16 protein-coding genes are annotated in these 16,161 nt (G+C 39.4%); 8 read left to right on the forward strand and 8 right to left on the reverse strand.

Features of this window, described 5'->3' with window-relative positions; all coding sequences use genetic code 11:
* Positions 1-13 precede the first annotated feature (13 nt).
* Entirely contained in the window at positions 14-1,111 is a 1,098-nt protein-coding gene (locus tag A6754_RS19040) for a carbohydrate kinase (RefSeq protein WP_066449581.1), read from the reverse strand.
* Between the two features lie 141 nt (positions 1,112-1,252).
* On the opposite strand from A6754_RS19040, the gene A6754_RS19045 reads away from it, so the two are divergent.
* Together A6754_RS19045 and A6754_RS19050 are read left to right on the forward strand one after the other, a co-directional pair.
* Positions 1,253-1,669, forward strand: a complete 417-nt coding sequence (locus tag A6754_RS19045) for a MarR family winged helix-turn-helix transcriptional regulator (RefSeq protein WP_066449584.1) — start codon at positions 1,253-1,255, stop codon at positions 1,667-1,669.
* A gap of 11 nt (positions 1,670-1,680) precedes the next feature.
* Positions 1,681-2,871 (forward strand): MFS transporter, encoded by a 1,191-nt coding sequence (locus tag A6754_RS19050; RefSeq protein ID WP_156495824.1) that lies wholly within the window; start codon positions 1,681-1,683, stop codon positions 2,869-2,871.
* A gap of 247 nt (positions 2,872-3,118) precedes the next feature.
* On the opposite strand, the gene motB is transcribed toward A6754_RS19050, so the two are convergent.
* The 3 genes from motB to A6754_RS19065 all read right to left on the reverse strand — a co-directional run bounded on the left by motB (position 3,119) and on the right by A6754_RS19065 (position 5,392).
* A complete protein-coding gene (gene motB, locus A6754_RS19055) occupies positions 3,119-3,943 on the reverse strand; it encodes a flagellar motor protein MotB (RefSeq protein WP_066449589.1) in 825 nt (274 codons plus the stop codon).
* Positions 3,936-4,730, reverse strand: coding sequence for a flagellar motor stator protein MotA (gene motA / locus A6754_RS19060; RefSeq protein ID WP_066449592.1), 795 nt, complete (start codon positions 4,728-4,730; stop codon positions 3,936-3,938). Before motA ends, motB begins: the two co-directional genes overlap by 8 nt.
* Positions 4,731-5,017: 287 nt before the next feature.
* Positions 5,018-5,392 carry a DnaJ family domain-containing protein gene (locus tag A6754_RS19065; RefSeq protein WP_066451751.1) on the reverse strand — a complete coding sequence of 125 codons (375 nt, stop codon included), beginning with the start codon at positions 5,390-5,392 and terminating at the stop codon, positions 5,018-5,020.
* A gap of 140 nt (positions 5,393-5,532) precedes the next feature.
* Between A6754_RS19065 and A6754_RS19070 the strand changes: the two genes are divergently transcribed.
* Positions 5,533-5,724, forward strand: coding sequence for a hypothetical protein (locus A6754_RS19070; protein WP_066449594.1), 192 nt, complete (start codon positions 5,533-5,535; stop codon positions 5,722-5,724).
* A 52-nt stretch (positions 5,725-5,776) separates the two neighbouring features.
* On the opposite strand, the gene hutH is transcribed toward A6754_RS19070, so the two are convergent.
* Positions 5,777-7,273 (reverse strand): histidine ammonia-lyase, encoded by a 1,497-nt coding sequence (gene hutH, locus A6754_RS19075; RefSeq protein ID WP_066449597.1) that lies wholly within the window; start codon positions 7,271-7,273, stop codon positions 5,777-5,779.
* Positions 7,274-7,505: 232 nt separating this feature from the next.
* The gene (locus A6754_RS19080) at positions 7,506-9,698 is read right to left on the reverse strand and encodes a DNA topoisomerase III (protein WP_066449599.1); all 2,193 of its coding nucleotides are present in this window, start codon (positions 9,696-9,698) and stop codon (positions 7,506-7,508) included.
* Between the two features lie 167 nt (positions 9,699-9,865).
* Here A6754_RS19080 and A6754_RS19085 point away from each other — a divergent pair, with 167 nt between their 5' ends.
* Together A6754_RS19085 and A6754_RS19090 are read left to right on the forward strand one after the other, a co-directional pair.
* Complete coding sequence (locus tag A6754_RS19085) at positions 9,866-10,447, forward strand: GNAT family N-acetyltransferase (RefSeq protein WP_066449608.1); 582 nt, start codon at positions 9,866-9,868, stop codon at positions 10,445-10,447.
* Between the two features lie 28 nt (positions 10,448-10,475).
* Positions 10,476-11,261, forward strand: a complete 786-nt coding sequence (locus A6754_RS19090) for a MerR family transcriptional regulator (RefSeq protein WP_066449610.1) — start codon at positions 10,476-10,478, stop codon at positions 11,259-11,261.
* A gap of 89 nt (positions 11,262-11,350) precedes the next feature.
* Here the strand turns inward: A6754_RS19090 and A6754_RS19095 are convergent, their stop codons facing one another.
* Positions 11,351-11,812, reverse strand: coding sequence for a hypothetical protein (locus A6754_RS19095; protein ID WP_066449612.1), 462 nt, complete (start codon positions 11,810-11,812; stop codon positions 11,351-11,353).
* A gap of 376 nt (positions 11,813-12,188) precedes the next feature.
* Positions 12,189-12,806, reverse strand: coding sequence for an HAD family hydrolase (locus A6754_RS19105; RefSeq protein ID WP_082851752.1), 618 nt, complete (start codon positions 12,804-12,806; stop codon positions 12,189-12,191).
* Between the two features lie 490 nt (positions 12,807-13,296).
* Here A6754_RS19105 and A6754_RS19110 point away from each other — a divergent pair, with 490 nt between their 5' ends.
* The 3 genes from A6754_RS19110 to A6754_RS19120 are packed head-to-tail and all read left to right on the forward strand — an operon-like array spanning position 13,297 to position 16,153.
* Positions 13,297-14,301 (forward strand): TRAP transporter substrate-binding protein, encoded by a 1,005-nt coding sequence (locus tag A6754_RS19110; RefSeq protein ID WP_066449632.1) that lies wholly within the window; start codon positions 13,297-13,299, stop codon positions 14,299-14,301.
* A gap of 17 nt (positions 14,302-14,318) precedes the next feature.
* Positions 14,319-14,861 carry a TRAP transporter small permease gene (locus A6754_RS19115; RefSeq protein WP_066449635.1) on the forward strand — a complete coding sequence of 181 codons (543 nt, stop codon included), beginning with the start codon at positions 14,319-14,321 and terminating at the stop codon, positions 14,859-14,861.
* Complete coding sequence (locus tag A6754_RS19120) at positions 14,858-16,153, forward strand: TRAP transporter large permease (RefSeq protein WP_066449640.1); 1,296 nt, start codon at positions 14,858-14,860, stop codon at positions 16,151-16,153. The genes A6754_RS19115 and A6754_RS19120 overlap by 4 nt, the downstream gene beginning before the upstream one ends.
* Positions 16,154-16,161: the final 8 nt, after the last annotated feature.

Below are 16,161 nucleotides of genomic sequence, written 5' to 3' on the forward strand. Positions count from 1 at the left end.
TGTATGATGCTCCTTAGTTAAAATTTTGTTTAAATGTATCTTGCAGTCGTGAATGATTCAATTCAGGATTTACCGTTTCTTGTGATTGCAGTGTCAGCATGGAGCAGGCAATTCCGATCTTGCATGCATTCTCCGTATTTAACCCTTTTAAATCAGCAAACATAATGCCTGCCACCAATGAATCACCAGCTCCTGTTACATCGGCCACTTTTACGTGAGGCGGCAGCAGGACTCCAGCATCACCTTCATTTGTAAAGAAGATTAGCCCTTTATCTCCACGCGTGATGACCACTTTTTCAACGCCCTTTTTAATCAGCATCTCAGCTGATTTAAAAAAGTCGCCTTCATTCTCAATCTTCATTCCAGATAATGCTTCTGCCTCATCTTTATTGGCAATCAGCCATGTTACTCCATTTAAGTTTGCCGGCAGTTTTTTCACTTTTGGAGCCGAAACAGGAGTAATGCAAAGACGAATTTCTTCTTCCTCACAGCGTCTGATAATTTTCTCTAATACCTCTTTTGAAAAATTCGTATCAAGGATGACCATTTCGGCAGATGCAAAGTAGCCCCATCTTTTATCGATAAAATCGTAATCAATTTCATCGTAAATAGACATATCGGCCAGAGCAATGCTCATTTCTCCTCTTTCATCCAAAACAGCCGTATAAGTTCCTGTTGTACGGTCTGTGAAAACATGTGATGGGGTGATATCCACAAAATTTTTGGATGAATCCAATAACCAGATTCCTTCATGATCGCCGCCCACAACTGTCAGCAATGAGACGTCAGACCCCAGTCTGCCCAGATTTTCAGCAATATTTCTAGCTACCCCGCCGCATGACTGTGCACTTTCTGCCGGATTGGATGTACCGTATTGCAGATTTTCAATTACTTGTATTTTTCTGTCCACATTGGCTCCGCCGACACATAGAATATTTCTTTTCTCTGGCAGGACATATGCTCTCCCCAGCAGTTTCCCCTGCTTCACTAAAGAAGAGATATAACCGGCTGCAGCTGAACGCGATAACCCAGTCTTCTCGGCAATTTCATTTTGAGTCATAAATGGATCTTCTTTTATAAGCTGTAAAATAAGAGATTCTTTTTCATTCATGATTTCACCTCCAACACTTATAAACTTTTGTCTTAATTATAAACATATGTTTAGTATTAGTGCAAGCCAAATCTCTATAGACATTTGTGAACAATATGTGTATAGTTACCTAGGTAACTATTTTTATAAAGGGTGAATAGGTTGGATAACAGCAGTGAATTTTTTCATGGCATAAATCAATTTTCACGTCATTTCTCAAAGCTTCTAAACGAAAAGCTAGTTCCTCTCGGTCTGTATTCTTCCCAGTGGAGTATTATTTATCTCCTGCACACAAAAGGACCCCAAACACAAAAAGAAATTGCAGCTTATTTAGCTATTGAAGCTCCGTCTATTACAAGAGCTGTGGCACGATTAGAAAAGGCTGGATTTATTGAAAAAACACAAGGAAGTGATAAACGCGAAAAAAGAATCATGCTTTCAGCTGAGGCGGTTGATAAATTTCCAATCTGGCTGGAGGAGATTAAATCCTGCGAGAAACAGGTTTTATCTCATATAAATGAAGATGAGTTTCTAACCGTACTGAACATCATCCATAAAATGAACAGTACTTTACTATAAAGAAGGAGGAAATCATGAAAAAACCATTATGGACAAAAGATTTTTTAGGTATTTCATTTATTAGTTTTTTTCTATTTATCGGATTTTATATATTGCTGACAGCACTGCCGCTTTATGTTTTAGATGACTTGCACGGAACAGAGGCAGATGTTGGGCTGGTGACAGCCTGTTTTTTAATTTCTGCTGTACTCTGCAGACCATTCACTGGGAAATGGATTAATGGGATCGGCCGCAAAAAGCTGTTATTGATATCTTTATGTATTTTCTTTATTAGTTCTTTTCTATACTTATTAGCTGATTCCATTCCATTCTTGCTGGCACTCCGCTTCATTCATGGCATTGGCTTTGGCGTAGCGACAACAGCTACAGGGACTATTGTTGCAGACGTGATCCCTGATGAACGAAAAGGCGAAGGACTTGGCTATTATGCATTGTTTATGAATATTGCCATGGTTGCAGGTCCATTCACTGGATTAACCATTATTCGCTCTTTCTCATTTGACGCTCTTTTCATCCTTGTTGCGATTTTAGCTCTGTTTGGTTTGCTGCTTTCATTAATTGTTAAAGTGCCAGAGAGAAAACCGCTTCAAAAGGTAAGAGAGAAATTATCCTTTGCCAGCTTTTTTGAAGCATCAGCAATTCCAGTTGCAATTGTAGGGGGGATTCTTGCTTTTGCTTACTCAGGAATTCTTTCTTTCATTTCGGTTTATGCAACGGAATTAGGTTTACTCAAAGCTGCAAGCTATTTCTTTGTAGTATTTGCTGCGTTTATTATCCTTTCCCGTCCATTTACGGGAAAATGGTTTGATTTATATGGCTCACATATAATCATTTATCCTGCTATTGTCATTTTTGCAGTTGGGATGTTTGTTTTAAGTCAGGCATCAGGCGCCTTTGTGTTTTTATTGGCAGGCGGGTTAATTGGCCTTGGTTTCGGTACTCTTTCTCCAAGCCTGCAAACCATGGCGATTAATCGGGCCGCTCCTGAAAAGAGAGGCTTAGCAACCTCCACTTTCTTCACGTTTTTTGATTCAGGCTTTGGCATAAGCTCTTATGCATTGGGTGTTGTTGCAGCTTATATGAGCATTGGCAGTTTGTACAGTATTCTTTCGGTCGTTATTCTGCTGACGGTTATTCCTTATTATTTTCTATGTCATTATCAGGGTGGCCGGAGAACACAGCAGACCGATTTGTCTGCATAGGGTGATCTTTGCACCTAGGATCATCTTTCCGATCCGAAATGATCTGATTATTAAACTATTTCTATAACATGTTTACAACTGCCTATTTATGGCATCCTTTATAAGGATACAGCTCCTTTCGCATTATAGCTCTGATTTGGTTCATACCAAATTAACCTACGTCCTGCGATAGGAGCTATTTTTTATCTAATTATTCGCTGAGAAGTACTTTCTATATTTATAAAAAAAAGCTGAACCCTATTACGGGTCAGCTTTCTGTTCTAGGTAAGATCAAAATTTCAACTCTTCGGTTTTTAGCGCGGCCGTCTGCTGTGTCGTTTGCTGCAGCTGGCTGGAATTCTCCAAAGCCTTTGGCACTAAATTTGCCAGGATCGAGTTGATCATTTTCTAAAATTATTTTCATAAAGTTAACGGCGCGCATAACGCTAAGTTCCCAGTTTGATGAAAATCGAGCATTGCTAATAGGGACATTATCCGTATGTCCGCTAATCATAATATTTCTCGGCGGATCCATGACGAGCAGCTCAGCTATCTCTCCGGCGACATCATAATCCTGTCTTCTGACGTCCGCACTTCCTGACTGAAATAATACGTTATCACGTATCGTGACAAGCAGCCCTTCTGTGGTTAAGGATGTTTCCAGTTTATCCGTTAAATCATTGTTTGTAATATATGAATTCACTTTTTCCTGAAGAGAAGATAATTCTTCTTGGTCAGCTTGTTTTCTCAGCTCTTCATTCGCAAGCTGTTCAAGAGCTGCTTGTGCCTCCTGATCCTGCGGCTGTGGCTGTTCCTGCTCTTGTCCACTTTCCGGCAGATTATCTTTGCTCACATCAGTAGCTTCCCTTGACCCTTCAGGTATGGGGCTTGGAAATTCCATAACCCCTGTACCGCCAGTAAACACATCATTAAACGATTTTGAAAGCTTTTGAAACTTTTCAGCATCAACAGAACTCATTGCAAATAATACGATAAACAGCGCAACAAGCAATGTTAATAAATCGGCATAAGGCAATAGCCAAGATTCATCTACATGTTCTTCATGATGCTCTTTCTTTTTTCTTTTACTCATTTGCAGTCACACTGCCTTCATCGAGGATTCTTTTCCTCTCGCCAGCAGGAAGATAGGAAGCAAGCTTTTGCTCAATAACACGTGGAGCTTCTCCCTCCAGGATAGATAATATCCCTTCAATCATCATATATTTTTGCTTTGCTTCAAGCTTTGATTTGCGTTTTAACTTGTTTGCGAATGGGTGCCATAAGACATATCCTGTGAAAATTCCCAGAAGTGTTGCAACAAAGGCAGCACTAATTGCGTGGCCTAATGAATCTGTATCACTCATATTACCAAGTGCCGCGATTAAGCCGATAACTGCTCCAAGCACCCCTAGTGTTGGTGCATATGTTCCAGCTTGTGTAAAAATTTGCGCACCCGCCTGATGTCTTTCCTCCATTGCTTCTACTTCTTCACTTAATACGTCACGGATATAGTCCGCACTTTGGCCATCAACTGCTAAGGAAAGACCATTTTTTAAAAATGCATTATCCACTTCATTCGTTTTCGTCTCAAGCGCAAGCAAGCCTTCTTTTCTTGCCAGCTGAGCCCATTCAGAAAACATTTTGATTAATTCGGCTTGGTCAATTGCTTTTTCTTCTTTAAAAATAACTCCGAATAATTTAGGAACTTTTTTCACTTCACTCGTTGGAAATGCGATCGCTACCGAAGCGGCAGTTCCCAGAATAATAATTAATAAAGCTGCTGGATTGGCAAGAACGCCAGGGCTTACCCCTTTAAAAACCATCCCAATTCCAACTGCGACTAAGCCTAAAATTAACCCAATTATTGTTGTTTTATCCATATGTGCCACACCTATTCATTAGATTCTCTGTTAACATGACTTTCAACCTAGTAAACTACCATTATAAGTGATTACTCCAGTCATACTCCCTATACTATCTATTTCGACATTTTTCTATCTTCCTTTAGTAAATTAGTGCATGTTATAGAAATTAATTTATCTAAGTGATGGCATTTAGCAGAGAATGCATATGGAAGTTAATAAGAAATGGATGGAGAGGGTTAAGGAGTTAGGTGACAATATGATTTACATACTGCCACCCTTTCAAAAAGGGTTATCCTCGTTTCCTACAGCAATTTATTCTGAATTTTATTCTCATAGCTTTTAAAGACAGCTGAGTTTGTGTTGGTTTTTCTTTTGGAAAGAATGCGGTTATAGTGAAGCAGTTTTTCGTTGACCTTTTTTTGCAATTCCTTTTTTTCTTGGGGATCGTCGCAAAGTTTTATTAAATCTTCTATTGATTTTATTTCATTTTTCAAGTCGTTTTCTTCAGTTGTGTATCCTGCGTTTTTGAGGATGCGATAAGCCATGTGCATGCTTTCAGGCACTGCTGCTAAATCATCCTTTGGCAATGGCTTTCCATAGCCTGGCAGGTTTTCGAATTCTCCGTCTTTGTATGCTTTTTTGATTTTCTCTTCTGCAATAATGGAAAATAAGTCGATTGTCCTTCCCTCCCATTTAAGAATCTTTATTTTTATTATACCCAATTATTGTAATAGCACTTATATATTTATCTGTACATAGTGATGCTTCTCTAGGAAAGAATATGATATGAAGCTGATAAATGGAAAGGAGCCAAACAATGGGTCGCGGTGAACATTTCAATCACAAAAATAAACATCATCCAGGAGATCTTCCTGCCAGCGCAGAGCAAGTAGAGCGCCATACAACTGAAGCACAAGAGGATGAAGAATTTATTGTTGTCCAGGAGGCTTTTAAAAATCGCTTTGAAGAAGATGAAGCGAAAGAGCTGGAAAGCCGTGCTAAGCAATAATAGAAGCAAGCCTGCAGTGGATATGAACCTGCAGGCTTCTTAATAAAACTATTTATAATGCCACCTCTGTATGATTATTCTTTAGCCATGCTGCACAGGCGTCCATATCATGTGCAAAAACCCGATCTTTTGTAATAGATGGAACGATATCTCGCGCCAATTCATAATAATCTCTTGTTTTTTTTGCCATCTTTTCAATCCCTTTGAATTCAGCAGCTTGAAGTGCACAAATCAGTTCAATGGCGAGCACCTTATTTGTGTTTTGAATGATTTGATACGCATGCCTTGATCCGATTGTCCCCATGCTCACATGATCTTCTTGGTTAGCTGAAGATGGAATTGAATCCACGCTTGCCGGATGTGCCAGTGTTTTGTTTTCGGAGACAAGTGAGGCCGCACAATATTGCAGAATCATCGCTCCAGACTGCAATCCAGGCTCAGGGCTTAGAAAAGCCGGCAGATCATTAAGCTGCGGATTGACAAGTCTTTCAATTCTTCTCTCAGAAATATTAGCAAGCTCTGCAACAGCAATCTTCATAAAATCCATTGCAAAGGCAATTGGCTGTCCGTGAAAATTACCTCCTGAAATCACCTTCATGCCATCATCAAAGATAAGCGGATTATCTGTGGCAGCATTCATTTCGATTTCCAATTTTTCTTTTACATAATCAAGGGCCTGCCACGAAGCTCCGTGTACTTGTGGAATACAGCGAATCGAATACGCATCCTGCACCCTGATTTCTCCTTGTCTGGATATCAGCTTACTCCCTTCTAAATGCTCTCTCATTCTTCTCGCTACATCTGTCTGCTGGTGGTATCCTCTTGCCATATGAACATCTTCATCAAATGCATCAATAATGCCATTTAACCCTTCCATCGTGATCGCTGCAATGATTTCAGACTGCAGCGCCAATCTTTCCGCTTCCAAGTATCCGATGACTCCCATCGCAGTCATCGCCTGTGTTCCATTAATAAGAGCCAGCCCTTCCTTTGCCTCTAACACAAGTGGGCTTATGCCTTCTTCCATTAAAGCGAGGGACGATGCCTTTCGTGTTCCTTTATGATATACCTCACCTTCTCCAATTAGAGCAAGAGCCAGATGCGACAGAGGTGCCAAGTCTCCGCTTGCACCAAGTGAGCCTTGCTGCGGAACAACAGGGTGAACCCCATGATTCAGCAGCTTCAGCAGAGTATCAATTACGACCGGCCGTACCCCGGAAAATCCTTTTAATAATGCATTGGCCCGCAGTAGAAGCATCGCTCTTGAGACGGATTCAGGAAAAGGATCGCCTGTCCCGCAGGCATGTGAGCGGATTAAATTCAGCTGCAGTTCCTTTACATCACCTTGATGGATCAGCACATCACTAAATTTGCCAAAGCCTGTATTAATCCCATATACAACTCTTTGCTCTTCAACAATTTTTGTTACCGCATCATGGCTTCTTGCAGCTTCCGCCAAACTGGCTGGTGAAGCTGCAGCTCTTTCTCCTTCGAATATAATCTTCGCTGCCTCTTTCAAGGTTAATGAATGTCCTGTTAAAATAACCATTTTATTCCTCCTCATTATATTAGCAGAGTAAAGAAAAAGGCTGTATCTCAAACGAATGTTTGAAATACAGCCTTTTTTGCTTGTATATTTACGTTCTGCATATGATTCATCATCAACAGTCCCATAGCTATAAATTTTCTGAATATACACTTATATTATCGAAGCTACAGCTGGTCTGTCAATTTATTTTTCCATATTTTAGTATATCAGCGAATTATCTGAGTAAAGGATTTTAGTCGTCAAACTTAATTCCTTTTAATAAGTCAGCAAAAGCGTTATTGATTGGTTCTGTCTCTTTTTGCTGCTGTTTTAAATATTTTTGTACAGTGCGCTTATCCGCTTTTCCTCCTGATTCTTTTTTCCGTCTTTCTTCAAAGGAGGAAAGCTTTTCGCGATAGCCGCATTTACATGCAAAAATCTGCCCTTTCCCTTCGCCGCGAAGTTCCATTTTCTTTTTACATTGCGGACAGCGGGCATTCGTAATTCTTGAGACATTTTTTCGATGTCCGCATTCACGGTCCTGGCAGACGAGCATTTTGCCTTTCTTGCCATTCACTTCAAGCATTGGCTTGCCGCAATCTGGACAGGATTTTGTCGAGATATTATCATGCTTGTATTTTTTCGTGCTGTTTTTAATATCCGTCACAATTTCTTTCGTATGCTTTTTCATCTCATTAATAAATACATCTTTTTTCAGCTTGCCTTTAGCAATCAGTTCCAGCTTTTGCTCCCACTGTGCGGTTGTAGACGGTGACTTTAATTCTTCTGGTACAAGGTCGAGCAGCTGACGTCCTTTTGATGTAATAAAAATATCTTTTCCGCCCCGCTTTTCAATTAAAAAGGAGTTAAAAAGCTTATCAATAATATCCGCACGCGTTGCAACCGTTCCAAGTCCTCCTGTTGATTTCAACGTATCTGCTAACTTTTTATCGTTGGTTTCCATATACTTCGCCGGGTTTTCCATTGCTGATAGCAATGTTGCTTCTGTAAAGCGCGCTGGCGGTTTCGTTTGCCCAGAAGTTAGTGAAATCAATTTTGTTTTAAGGACATCCCCTTTTTCAATTCTCGGTAAGAGTTGTTCTTTAACATCATCTGTTCCTTCATCATCATCAAACCGATTTTCATATACTTCTTTCCAGCCTGCCTCTAACACTGTTTTTCCTTTGGCAATAAATTTCTCAGTACCGATTTTCGCCTGCAATGTTAGTTGCTCATACTCATGCGCCGGGAATAGAACAGCCAAAAACCTTTTTACAACGAGGTCATATATTTTTCTTTCTTTATCTGTAAACGCCGAAAAATTCACATAGCCTTCTGTTGGAATAATGGCATGGTGATCACTCACTCTGCTGTCATCTACGAACGCTTTTGTTGCTTTAATCGGTTTTTTTAACACTTTATTGGCAAGCGGACGATATTCTCCTACCCCGCATGCCTTTAACCTTTCAGGAAGGGTGCTGACAATATCGGAAGAAAGATAGCGTGAATCTGTTCTTGGGTATGTTAATACTTTGTGCTGTTCATATAGCTTCTGCATGATATTAAGTGTTTCTTTTGCAGAGTAGCCAAAAATTTTATTAGCATCACGCTGCAATTCGGTTAGGTCGTATAATGCTGGAGCAAATGTTTTTTTCGCTTTTCGGTCAATGGAACCTACTTCAGCATCCTTATGCCCGAGCGATTTCACAATCGATTCCATTTTCTCTTTATCAAAGCTGCGGCTATTGCCGTTAGAATCCTGCCATGTTAACACAAGGCCATCTGTTGACGCTTCAATTCCGTAAAAGGCCTGCGGTTTAAAGTTCTTGATCTCATCTTCTCTCGATGCAACAATCGCAACAGTTGGTGTTTGCACACGACCGGTGTTTAGCTGCGCATTAAATTTAGTCGTTAATGCACGTGTTGCATTTAAGCCGATATACCAGTCCGCTTCCGAGCGTGCGACGGCAGCTGCATATAGATTGTCATATGCTCTTCCTGGTTTTAAATTGTTGAAACCTTCTCTGATCGCTTTATCCGTAACAGAGGAGATCCATAAACGTTTGAATGGCTTATTAATTTTTGCCTTATCAATGATCCAGCGTGCCACTAACTCGCCTTCTCTTCCAGCATCTGTTGCCACGATAATTTCTTTTACATCACTGCGGTTCAATTGTGTTTTCACTGCATTAAATTGTTTGCCTGTCTGCTTGATGACCACTAATTTCAGACGATCTGGGAGCATCGGCAAGTCTTCAAGCTTCCATGATTTATATTTTTGATCGTAATTTTCCGGATCTGCTAATGTCACTAAATGCCCTAGCGCCCAAGTTACTATATATTTGTCGCCTTCTAAAAATCCGTTCCCCTTTTTCGTACATTTCAGTACATTGGCGATATCACGGGCAACGGAAGGTTTTTCAGCGATGACTACACTTTTTGCCATTTTTTCCGAACTCCTTTACTAGCTGTGTAACGTCTAATATACCATACATTGCATGAAAAGTTATTATGTCCACCTCTACCCATACGTACTGTTCTTGTTGACCTTAGAATCACTAGAAGGTTTATACTGACGTTATCGAATGAATAATAAAGGAAAGTTGGATATACATGATCAGAACAATAAAAGCAGAAGATTCTATGGAGATTGCAGTTTTATTATGGGAGATATTCGAGGATATGGAATTGCCCTTATTACAGGAAATTCCCCAATTAAAATTAATGGAGATGGTCGCAGAAGCAGCAAAAGATCCTAGCTACCGTTATGGTGTGAATAGAGGGTTAGTTTATGAACACAATGGGGAGATTGCCGGTGCTATTTTTGGCTATCCTGCATTGGAAGAGCTGAGCATTGATGAACCTTTTAGAAAAGTGCTGCAAAAACACGGTTTTAATCCAGACAAAAGTTTGTTTATTGACCAAGAGGCACTTCCTAATGAATGGTACTTAGATTCCATCGTCGTTAATAAAGCATATAGAGGAATGGGGATTGGAACCCTCCTATTAAAAGCTATGTGTCAAACCGCGTCTGATGCAGGTTTTGAAAGAATAGGATTAAATGTAGATGTTGCAAATCCGAAGGCAAAGAAGTTATATTCTTCTATAGGATTTATAAAAGTGGCTGATATTACGTTAAGTGGCCATCACTATGAGCATCTCTGCAAACCGTTAGAAGCTCATGCAAAAGCTTAATTTACAAATCTAGTCTGGAGCAGCAATCATGAAGTGGAAAATAAACGAAATAGCCCGCCTGTATGATATCAGTTCACATACATTGCGCTATTATGAAGAAATTAATCTGGTCGTCCCCCATAGAGGGGAGAACAATTATCGCATCTATACCGAAGAACATCTGCAGAAATTAAATATCATCCGCGATCTTAGAAAATTCAATATCCCTTTAGAGCAAATTAAAGATTATCTGGAGAATCGCACAGTTGATAAAACGTTAAACTTATTAAAAAAACAGCAGTCTTTTATTCAACAAGAAATCATCTTATTACAAGAACAGCAAAACCGCATTAACGAACGAATTAACTTGTTTACACATAGCACTGAAGTAAGTGAAGGTGAGTGCATTATACTTGAACAGCCAGATCGCTATGTTATTGCCAGTTCTGATAAGCAGATAGAAAGTGCCAATATCGACTTTGCCTTAAAAGAATTATATAAAGAATACGAAAAAAAACTTCCCCACTTAGATCAGTTCGTGTTTGGAAGCTTCCTGTATGCTCATTCTGATTCTGCCCTGCATCATAGTGTATTTTATTTTCTCGAACAGAATTCAGCTAATTATACAATGCTTATTCCAAAGGGACGATATGCAACAATTTGCTACAGAGGCAGCTATTCCAAAACACATACCTATCTTTTGAAGTTAACAGATTACTTAACCAAAAATCATTATGTACTGGATGGAGATTTTTTCGAAACCTATTTAATTGACTTTCACGAAACAAGCCTTGTTAACCAGTATGTGACCAGGATCGAAGTGAAGATAAAGTAAGCATACCTCCTATTTTTGTCACAGCTGTGCTTCCAAGAAGCTGATCAGCCTTCTTGGAAGCCGGCTTAAGATGAACGACCTTCCCTTATTTAATAATCCATTTTTTCTTTAAACATAATACCTGCATATCGATAATTGATCGTTACAGTATTCAATGGTTCTTTGGAGTGAACGGTTATTCCATAAGAGAGTGTATCTTCATCCCTTTTGTTTATTCTTTCCTGTATGCCTGAACCTGCAGGAAGAATTGTTTCATTCAAATCTGTAAACCTTTCACCATTCTCAATATCAAAAGTAATATAAAATGCTTCATCATCATTATTAGGAATTACTTGCATCTGGACTTTTTGGGGGTCCTTATCATTTATTAAAACACCTGTAGGCTGAAGATTGAAAAACCCCTTATTCCCCACTTCGATTAGATACATATCATTATCTGCTCCATGACTTAATGCACCGACATCTAATGGTGGATTAAACAGCAAATAGGTATAAAAGACAATCGCACCCACTATGGCACCGCTCGGTATGAGAAACCATTTTTTCTTCATAAAACCACCTCACCCCCGTTCAATTATGCTTAAAAAGAAAGACATGTTTCCAAAATGTCCTACTATAAATTTATACGAAAGGAAGGTGGAAAATGTTTCATAATGATGTCGACGTTATAATGTGCTTCTGCAAATATATATACCCAAATGATTAGGGTATATTGACTACTTATCATCAATTGTTTGTATATATTATTTTCAATCCTGAGTGCAATGGAGCGGAGGACACTCGACTCCTGCGGGAAGTAGAGGAAAGGGTGAGACCCCGCAGGAGCGACAGCGACGAGGAGGCTCAGCTTCCTCCCCGCGGAAAGCGAGTGTCTGCAGCGCAATGGAACGGGCTCAAACTAACACCTAAACTCATTGGAAAGGACATTTAGTATAACTTCAACAAATCCTCAAATTCCTCAATTACTTCATCATATTCGCTTACTTCACCAAATCCGTATTTGGCATATACAAATGGAATTCCCGCGAATCTTGCCGCTTTTAAGTCACCGTCCGTATCACCAACATAAACAGGGCTTGATAACTGATTTCGTTTGATGATCAGCTGAATATTCTCTCCTTTTGAAAGACCGGTACGCCCTGGATTCTCAAAATCATTAAAATACTGTTCCAGTCCATGATATTTATAAAAAGCTTCTATGTATCCTTCCTGACAATTGCTGACGATGAAAAGTTTATATTTTTTGGAAAGCTCCTTTAAGACGTTTTCAACATTTTTGTAAGGGATACCTCCATGTTTTTCTATATAAGTATTTTCAACTTCAAAGCATTCATTTAAAATTTTACTGCGAACTTCATCTTCTAGAGCAGGAAATAGTTTTTTAGCAATGTCATCCATCTGCAGGCCCATTACCCCTTCAAGGTCTTCCCGAGTTAGGTCTTCTCGTATCTGGTTATTTGCCTGAATCACATTGTTCCAGGAAACTTTAATAGAATCTACAGAATCCCACAAGGTGCCGTCTAAATCAAAAATAATACTGTCCAATTTCAAATACCCCTTTCAAAATTATATTCTCTCTCCATCCTAAACGATTGGTGAAAAAATAGGAAACATCTTAACCCTATTTTAAACATGTATTCATCTTCCTAAAGTATTATTTCCCGTGTTCAAACTTTCCTCAGAAAAAGATCTGCTTGCTTCTGTTTTAAAAAGAGGTAATATCTAAATAATATTTATAAAATACAAAATTTTCACAAAATAATACACCTTCTAGTAAAAAAACCTTTAAAATAGGCCTATAGCCATTTTCCATAGTCTCTCTTTTTATGACCCCTCGTTCTAGGTTGTTTCATTAAACGAATTTTTGGGAATGTTATTCCTACATAATTAAATTCATAGATTTGTCTTTATCGCCCCATATACCAATCTTTGAGATTCTAGCACATTCTACTGACCAGCCGGTTAGTAAACCCATCCGTATCGGTCTTTTAGAAGATTTCCAAATTATAGATTCCATTTTAAGGGAGGAGTATATATGAAAAAGTTTATTACATTCAGTATGATTCTTCTATTACTAGCAGGGGTGATTTCCGGATGCGTAGCACAGGCTGCCGAAGAGGAAAGCGCCATTACGATGAGACTTGCCCATAATCAGGGGGAAACACATCCTGTACATAAGTCACTGGTTGAATTTGCCAGATTGGTGGAAGAAAAGACGGATGGCAGTATAAAAATCAAGCTGTATCCTAATGGACAAGTAGGCAGTGAGCGTGAGGCTGTTGAATTAACGCAAACTGGGGCGATTGATATTGCAAAAGTAAGTTCAAGCACACTTGAAAACTTTTCTAAAGTATATTCTCTTTTCAGTCTTCCCTACTTATTTGACAGCCAAGAACATTACTATCAAGCCATGAACAGTGATATTGCAAAAGAAATCTATCAGACAACCTCCGATATTGGATTCAGCGGACTGACATTCTATGATTCTGGTACAAGAAATTTTTATACTGATAATGTAGAAATCACACATCCAGATGATTTAAGAGGCTTAAAAATCCGCGTGCAGCCGAGTCCTACATCCATAAAAATGGTGGAACTAATGGGCGGCTCTCCTACTCCGATGCCATATGGAGAGGTTTATACCTCACTGCAGCAAGGCGTAATTGATGGGACAGAAAACAATGAAACAGCTTTAACAGACAGCAATCACGGAGAAGTAGCGAAGGAGTATAGCTACAGTGAACACGCCATGGTCCCTGACATTCTGATTATGAACAACAGCAAGTGGGATCAATTAAGTGCAAAACAAAAGAATGCAATCACAGAAGCAGCTGAGGAGTCAACAGCCTTTCATAAAGAAGTTTGGGAACAGGCAGTTGAAGATGCAATTGAAGGGGCAAAGGATAAGGGTGTAAACTTCAGTACTCCTGATAAACAGCCCTTTATGGATGCTGTTCAACCGCTTCATGATGAGTTTGCTGAAAAGAAAGAGACAGCAAAATACTATAAAGAAATCCGCAAACTTGTGGAAGAAGAATAACTGGGGAGGTCATTTCATTGCAGCAGATTAAAAAATGGATGAATACGGGAATCATCTTTATCACCTGTACATTATTGACGGTCATGGTCTTTATGGCCGTCTGGCAGGTTTTTTCCCGATATATTTTAAATTCTCCAAGCACGATTTCTGAAGAATTTCTACGCTATTCATTAATTTGGATTTCCATGCTTGGCGCAGCTTACGCATTTGGCAGCAAGAAACATCTGGCAATTGAGCTTTTTGTCTCTAAGCTTACATCTGATAAAGCCAGAAAGGTCAATATCCTAGCAGAAGGAATCGTTCTGCTGTTTGCCATCGTTGTGATGATCATCGGCGGCGCACAAACGGTCAGCCTTGCTACAAATCAATATTCGGCAGCATTGGGGATTCCGATGAGCACCGTCTATTTTTCTCTCATTGTCAGCGGTATTTTAATCGTTATGTATTCAATCATTTCAATCTATGAAATTATAACCAAAGAAAAGGTCCAAATGTATGCAGAAGAAGCAGAAGCAGATGAGACCCTTCATTATCAGAATAAAAAGGAGGGCTTACATTGACACTAACAGCAGGACTTCTGTTATTATTTCTGTTTTTCCTACTATTGTTAATTGGTGTTCCGATTGCCATTAGTATTGCCGGCGCTTCGATTCTTACTATGCTGATCCTATTTCCGTTTGATGTGGCCGTGTTTACAAGTGCACAAAAATTAGTATCTGGATTAGACAGCTTTTCTCTTCTAGCTATTCCATTTTTTATTTTATCCGGAATCATTATGAATAACGGCGGAATTGCTATTCGATTAATTAATCTGGCAAAAATTATTTCCGGCAGAATGCCCGGATCTCTCGCACATACGAATGTGGTGGGTAATGCCTTATTTGGCTCAATCTCTGGAAGTGCCGTAGCTGCAGCTGCAGCCATTGGCGGAGTGATGTCACCGCTTCAGGAAAAAGAGGGGTATGATCGTACATATTCTACTGCTGTCAATGTAGCATCTGCTCCGACGGGACTTCTAATTCCTCCGAGCGGATTACTGATTGTTTATTCCCTTGTAAGTGGAGGAACTTCTGTTGCGGCTCTCTTCATTGCCGGCTATCTTCCTGGAATCCTCTGGGCCGTTGCAACCATGATTGTTGCTTATGTTATTGCAAAGAAGAAAAACTACCCGGTTTCAGCAAAGATTTCATTTAGTGAAAAATTAAAAGTCTTTTTGGATGCCATTCCAAGCCTGCTGCTTATTGTAATTGTTATCGGCGGGATTATTGCAGGAATATTCACAGCTACAGAAGGTTCGGCCATTGCGGTTGTTTATTCCTTTATCTTATCGCTTTGTTATCGTTCATTAAAGTTAAAAGATATTCCAAGAATCCTGGTGGAAACAGTTGAGATGACAGCTATCATTATGCTTCTTGTAGCAGCATCTTCTATTCTGTCTATTGTCATGAGCTTTACAGGTATTCCAGAAGCAATTACTTCAGGAATACTAAGCTTAACGGATAATCCAATTGTGATTTTGTTGCTTATGAATATCATTCTGCTCTTTATTGGTACATTTATGGATATTACACCTGCTGTACTTATTTTCACACCGATCTTCTTCCCGATTGTCAATTCCTTTGGAATGGATCCTGTACACTTTGGAATTATGATGTGTATGAATCTATGTATCGGGAGCATTACGCCTCCTGTTGGAAGTGCCTTGTTTGTAGGAGCAAGCGTCGGTAAGGTGAAAATTGAGCAGGTAACAAGGCCGCTTCTTCCTTTTTACGGAGCTATTCTTGTAGTCTTGCTCGCTGTCACTTATATACCGCAGATATCCTTGTTCCTGCCAAATTTGCTCGACTTATAAAGGAAATG

Origin of the sequence: Cytobacillus gottheilii, assembly GCF_001636345.1 — a bacterium.
Taxonomy (GTDB): domain Bacteria; phylum Bacillota; class Bacilli; order Bacillales; family Cytobacillaceae; genus Cytobacillus; species Cytobacillus gottheilii.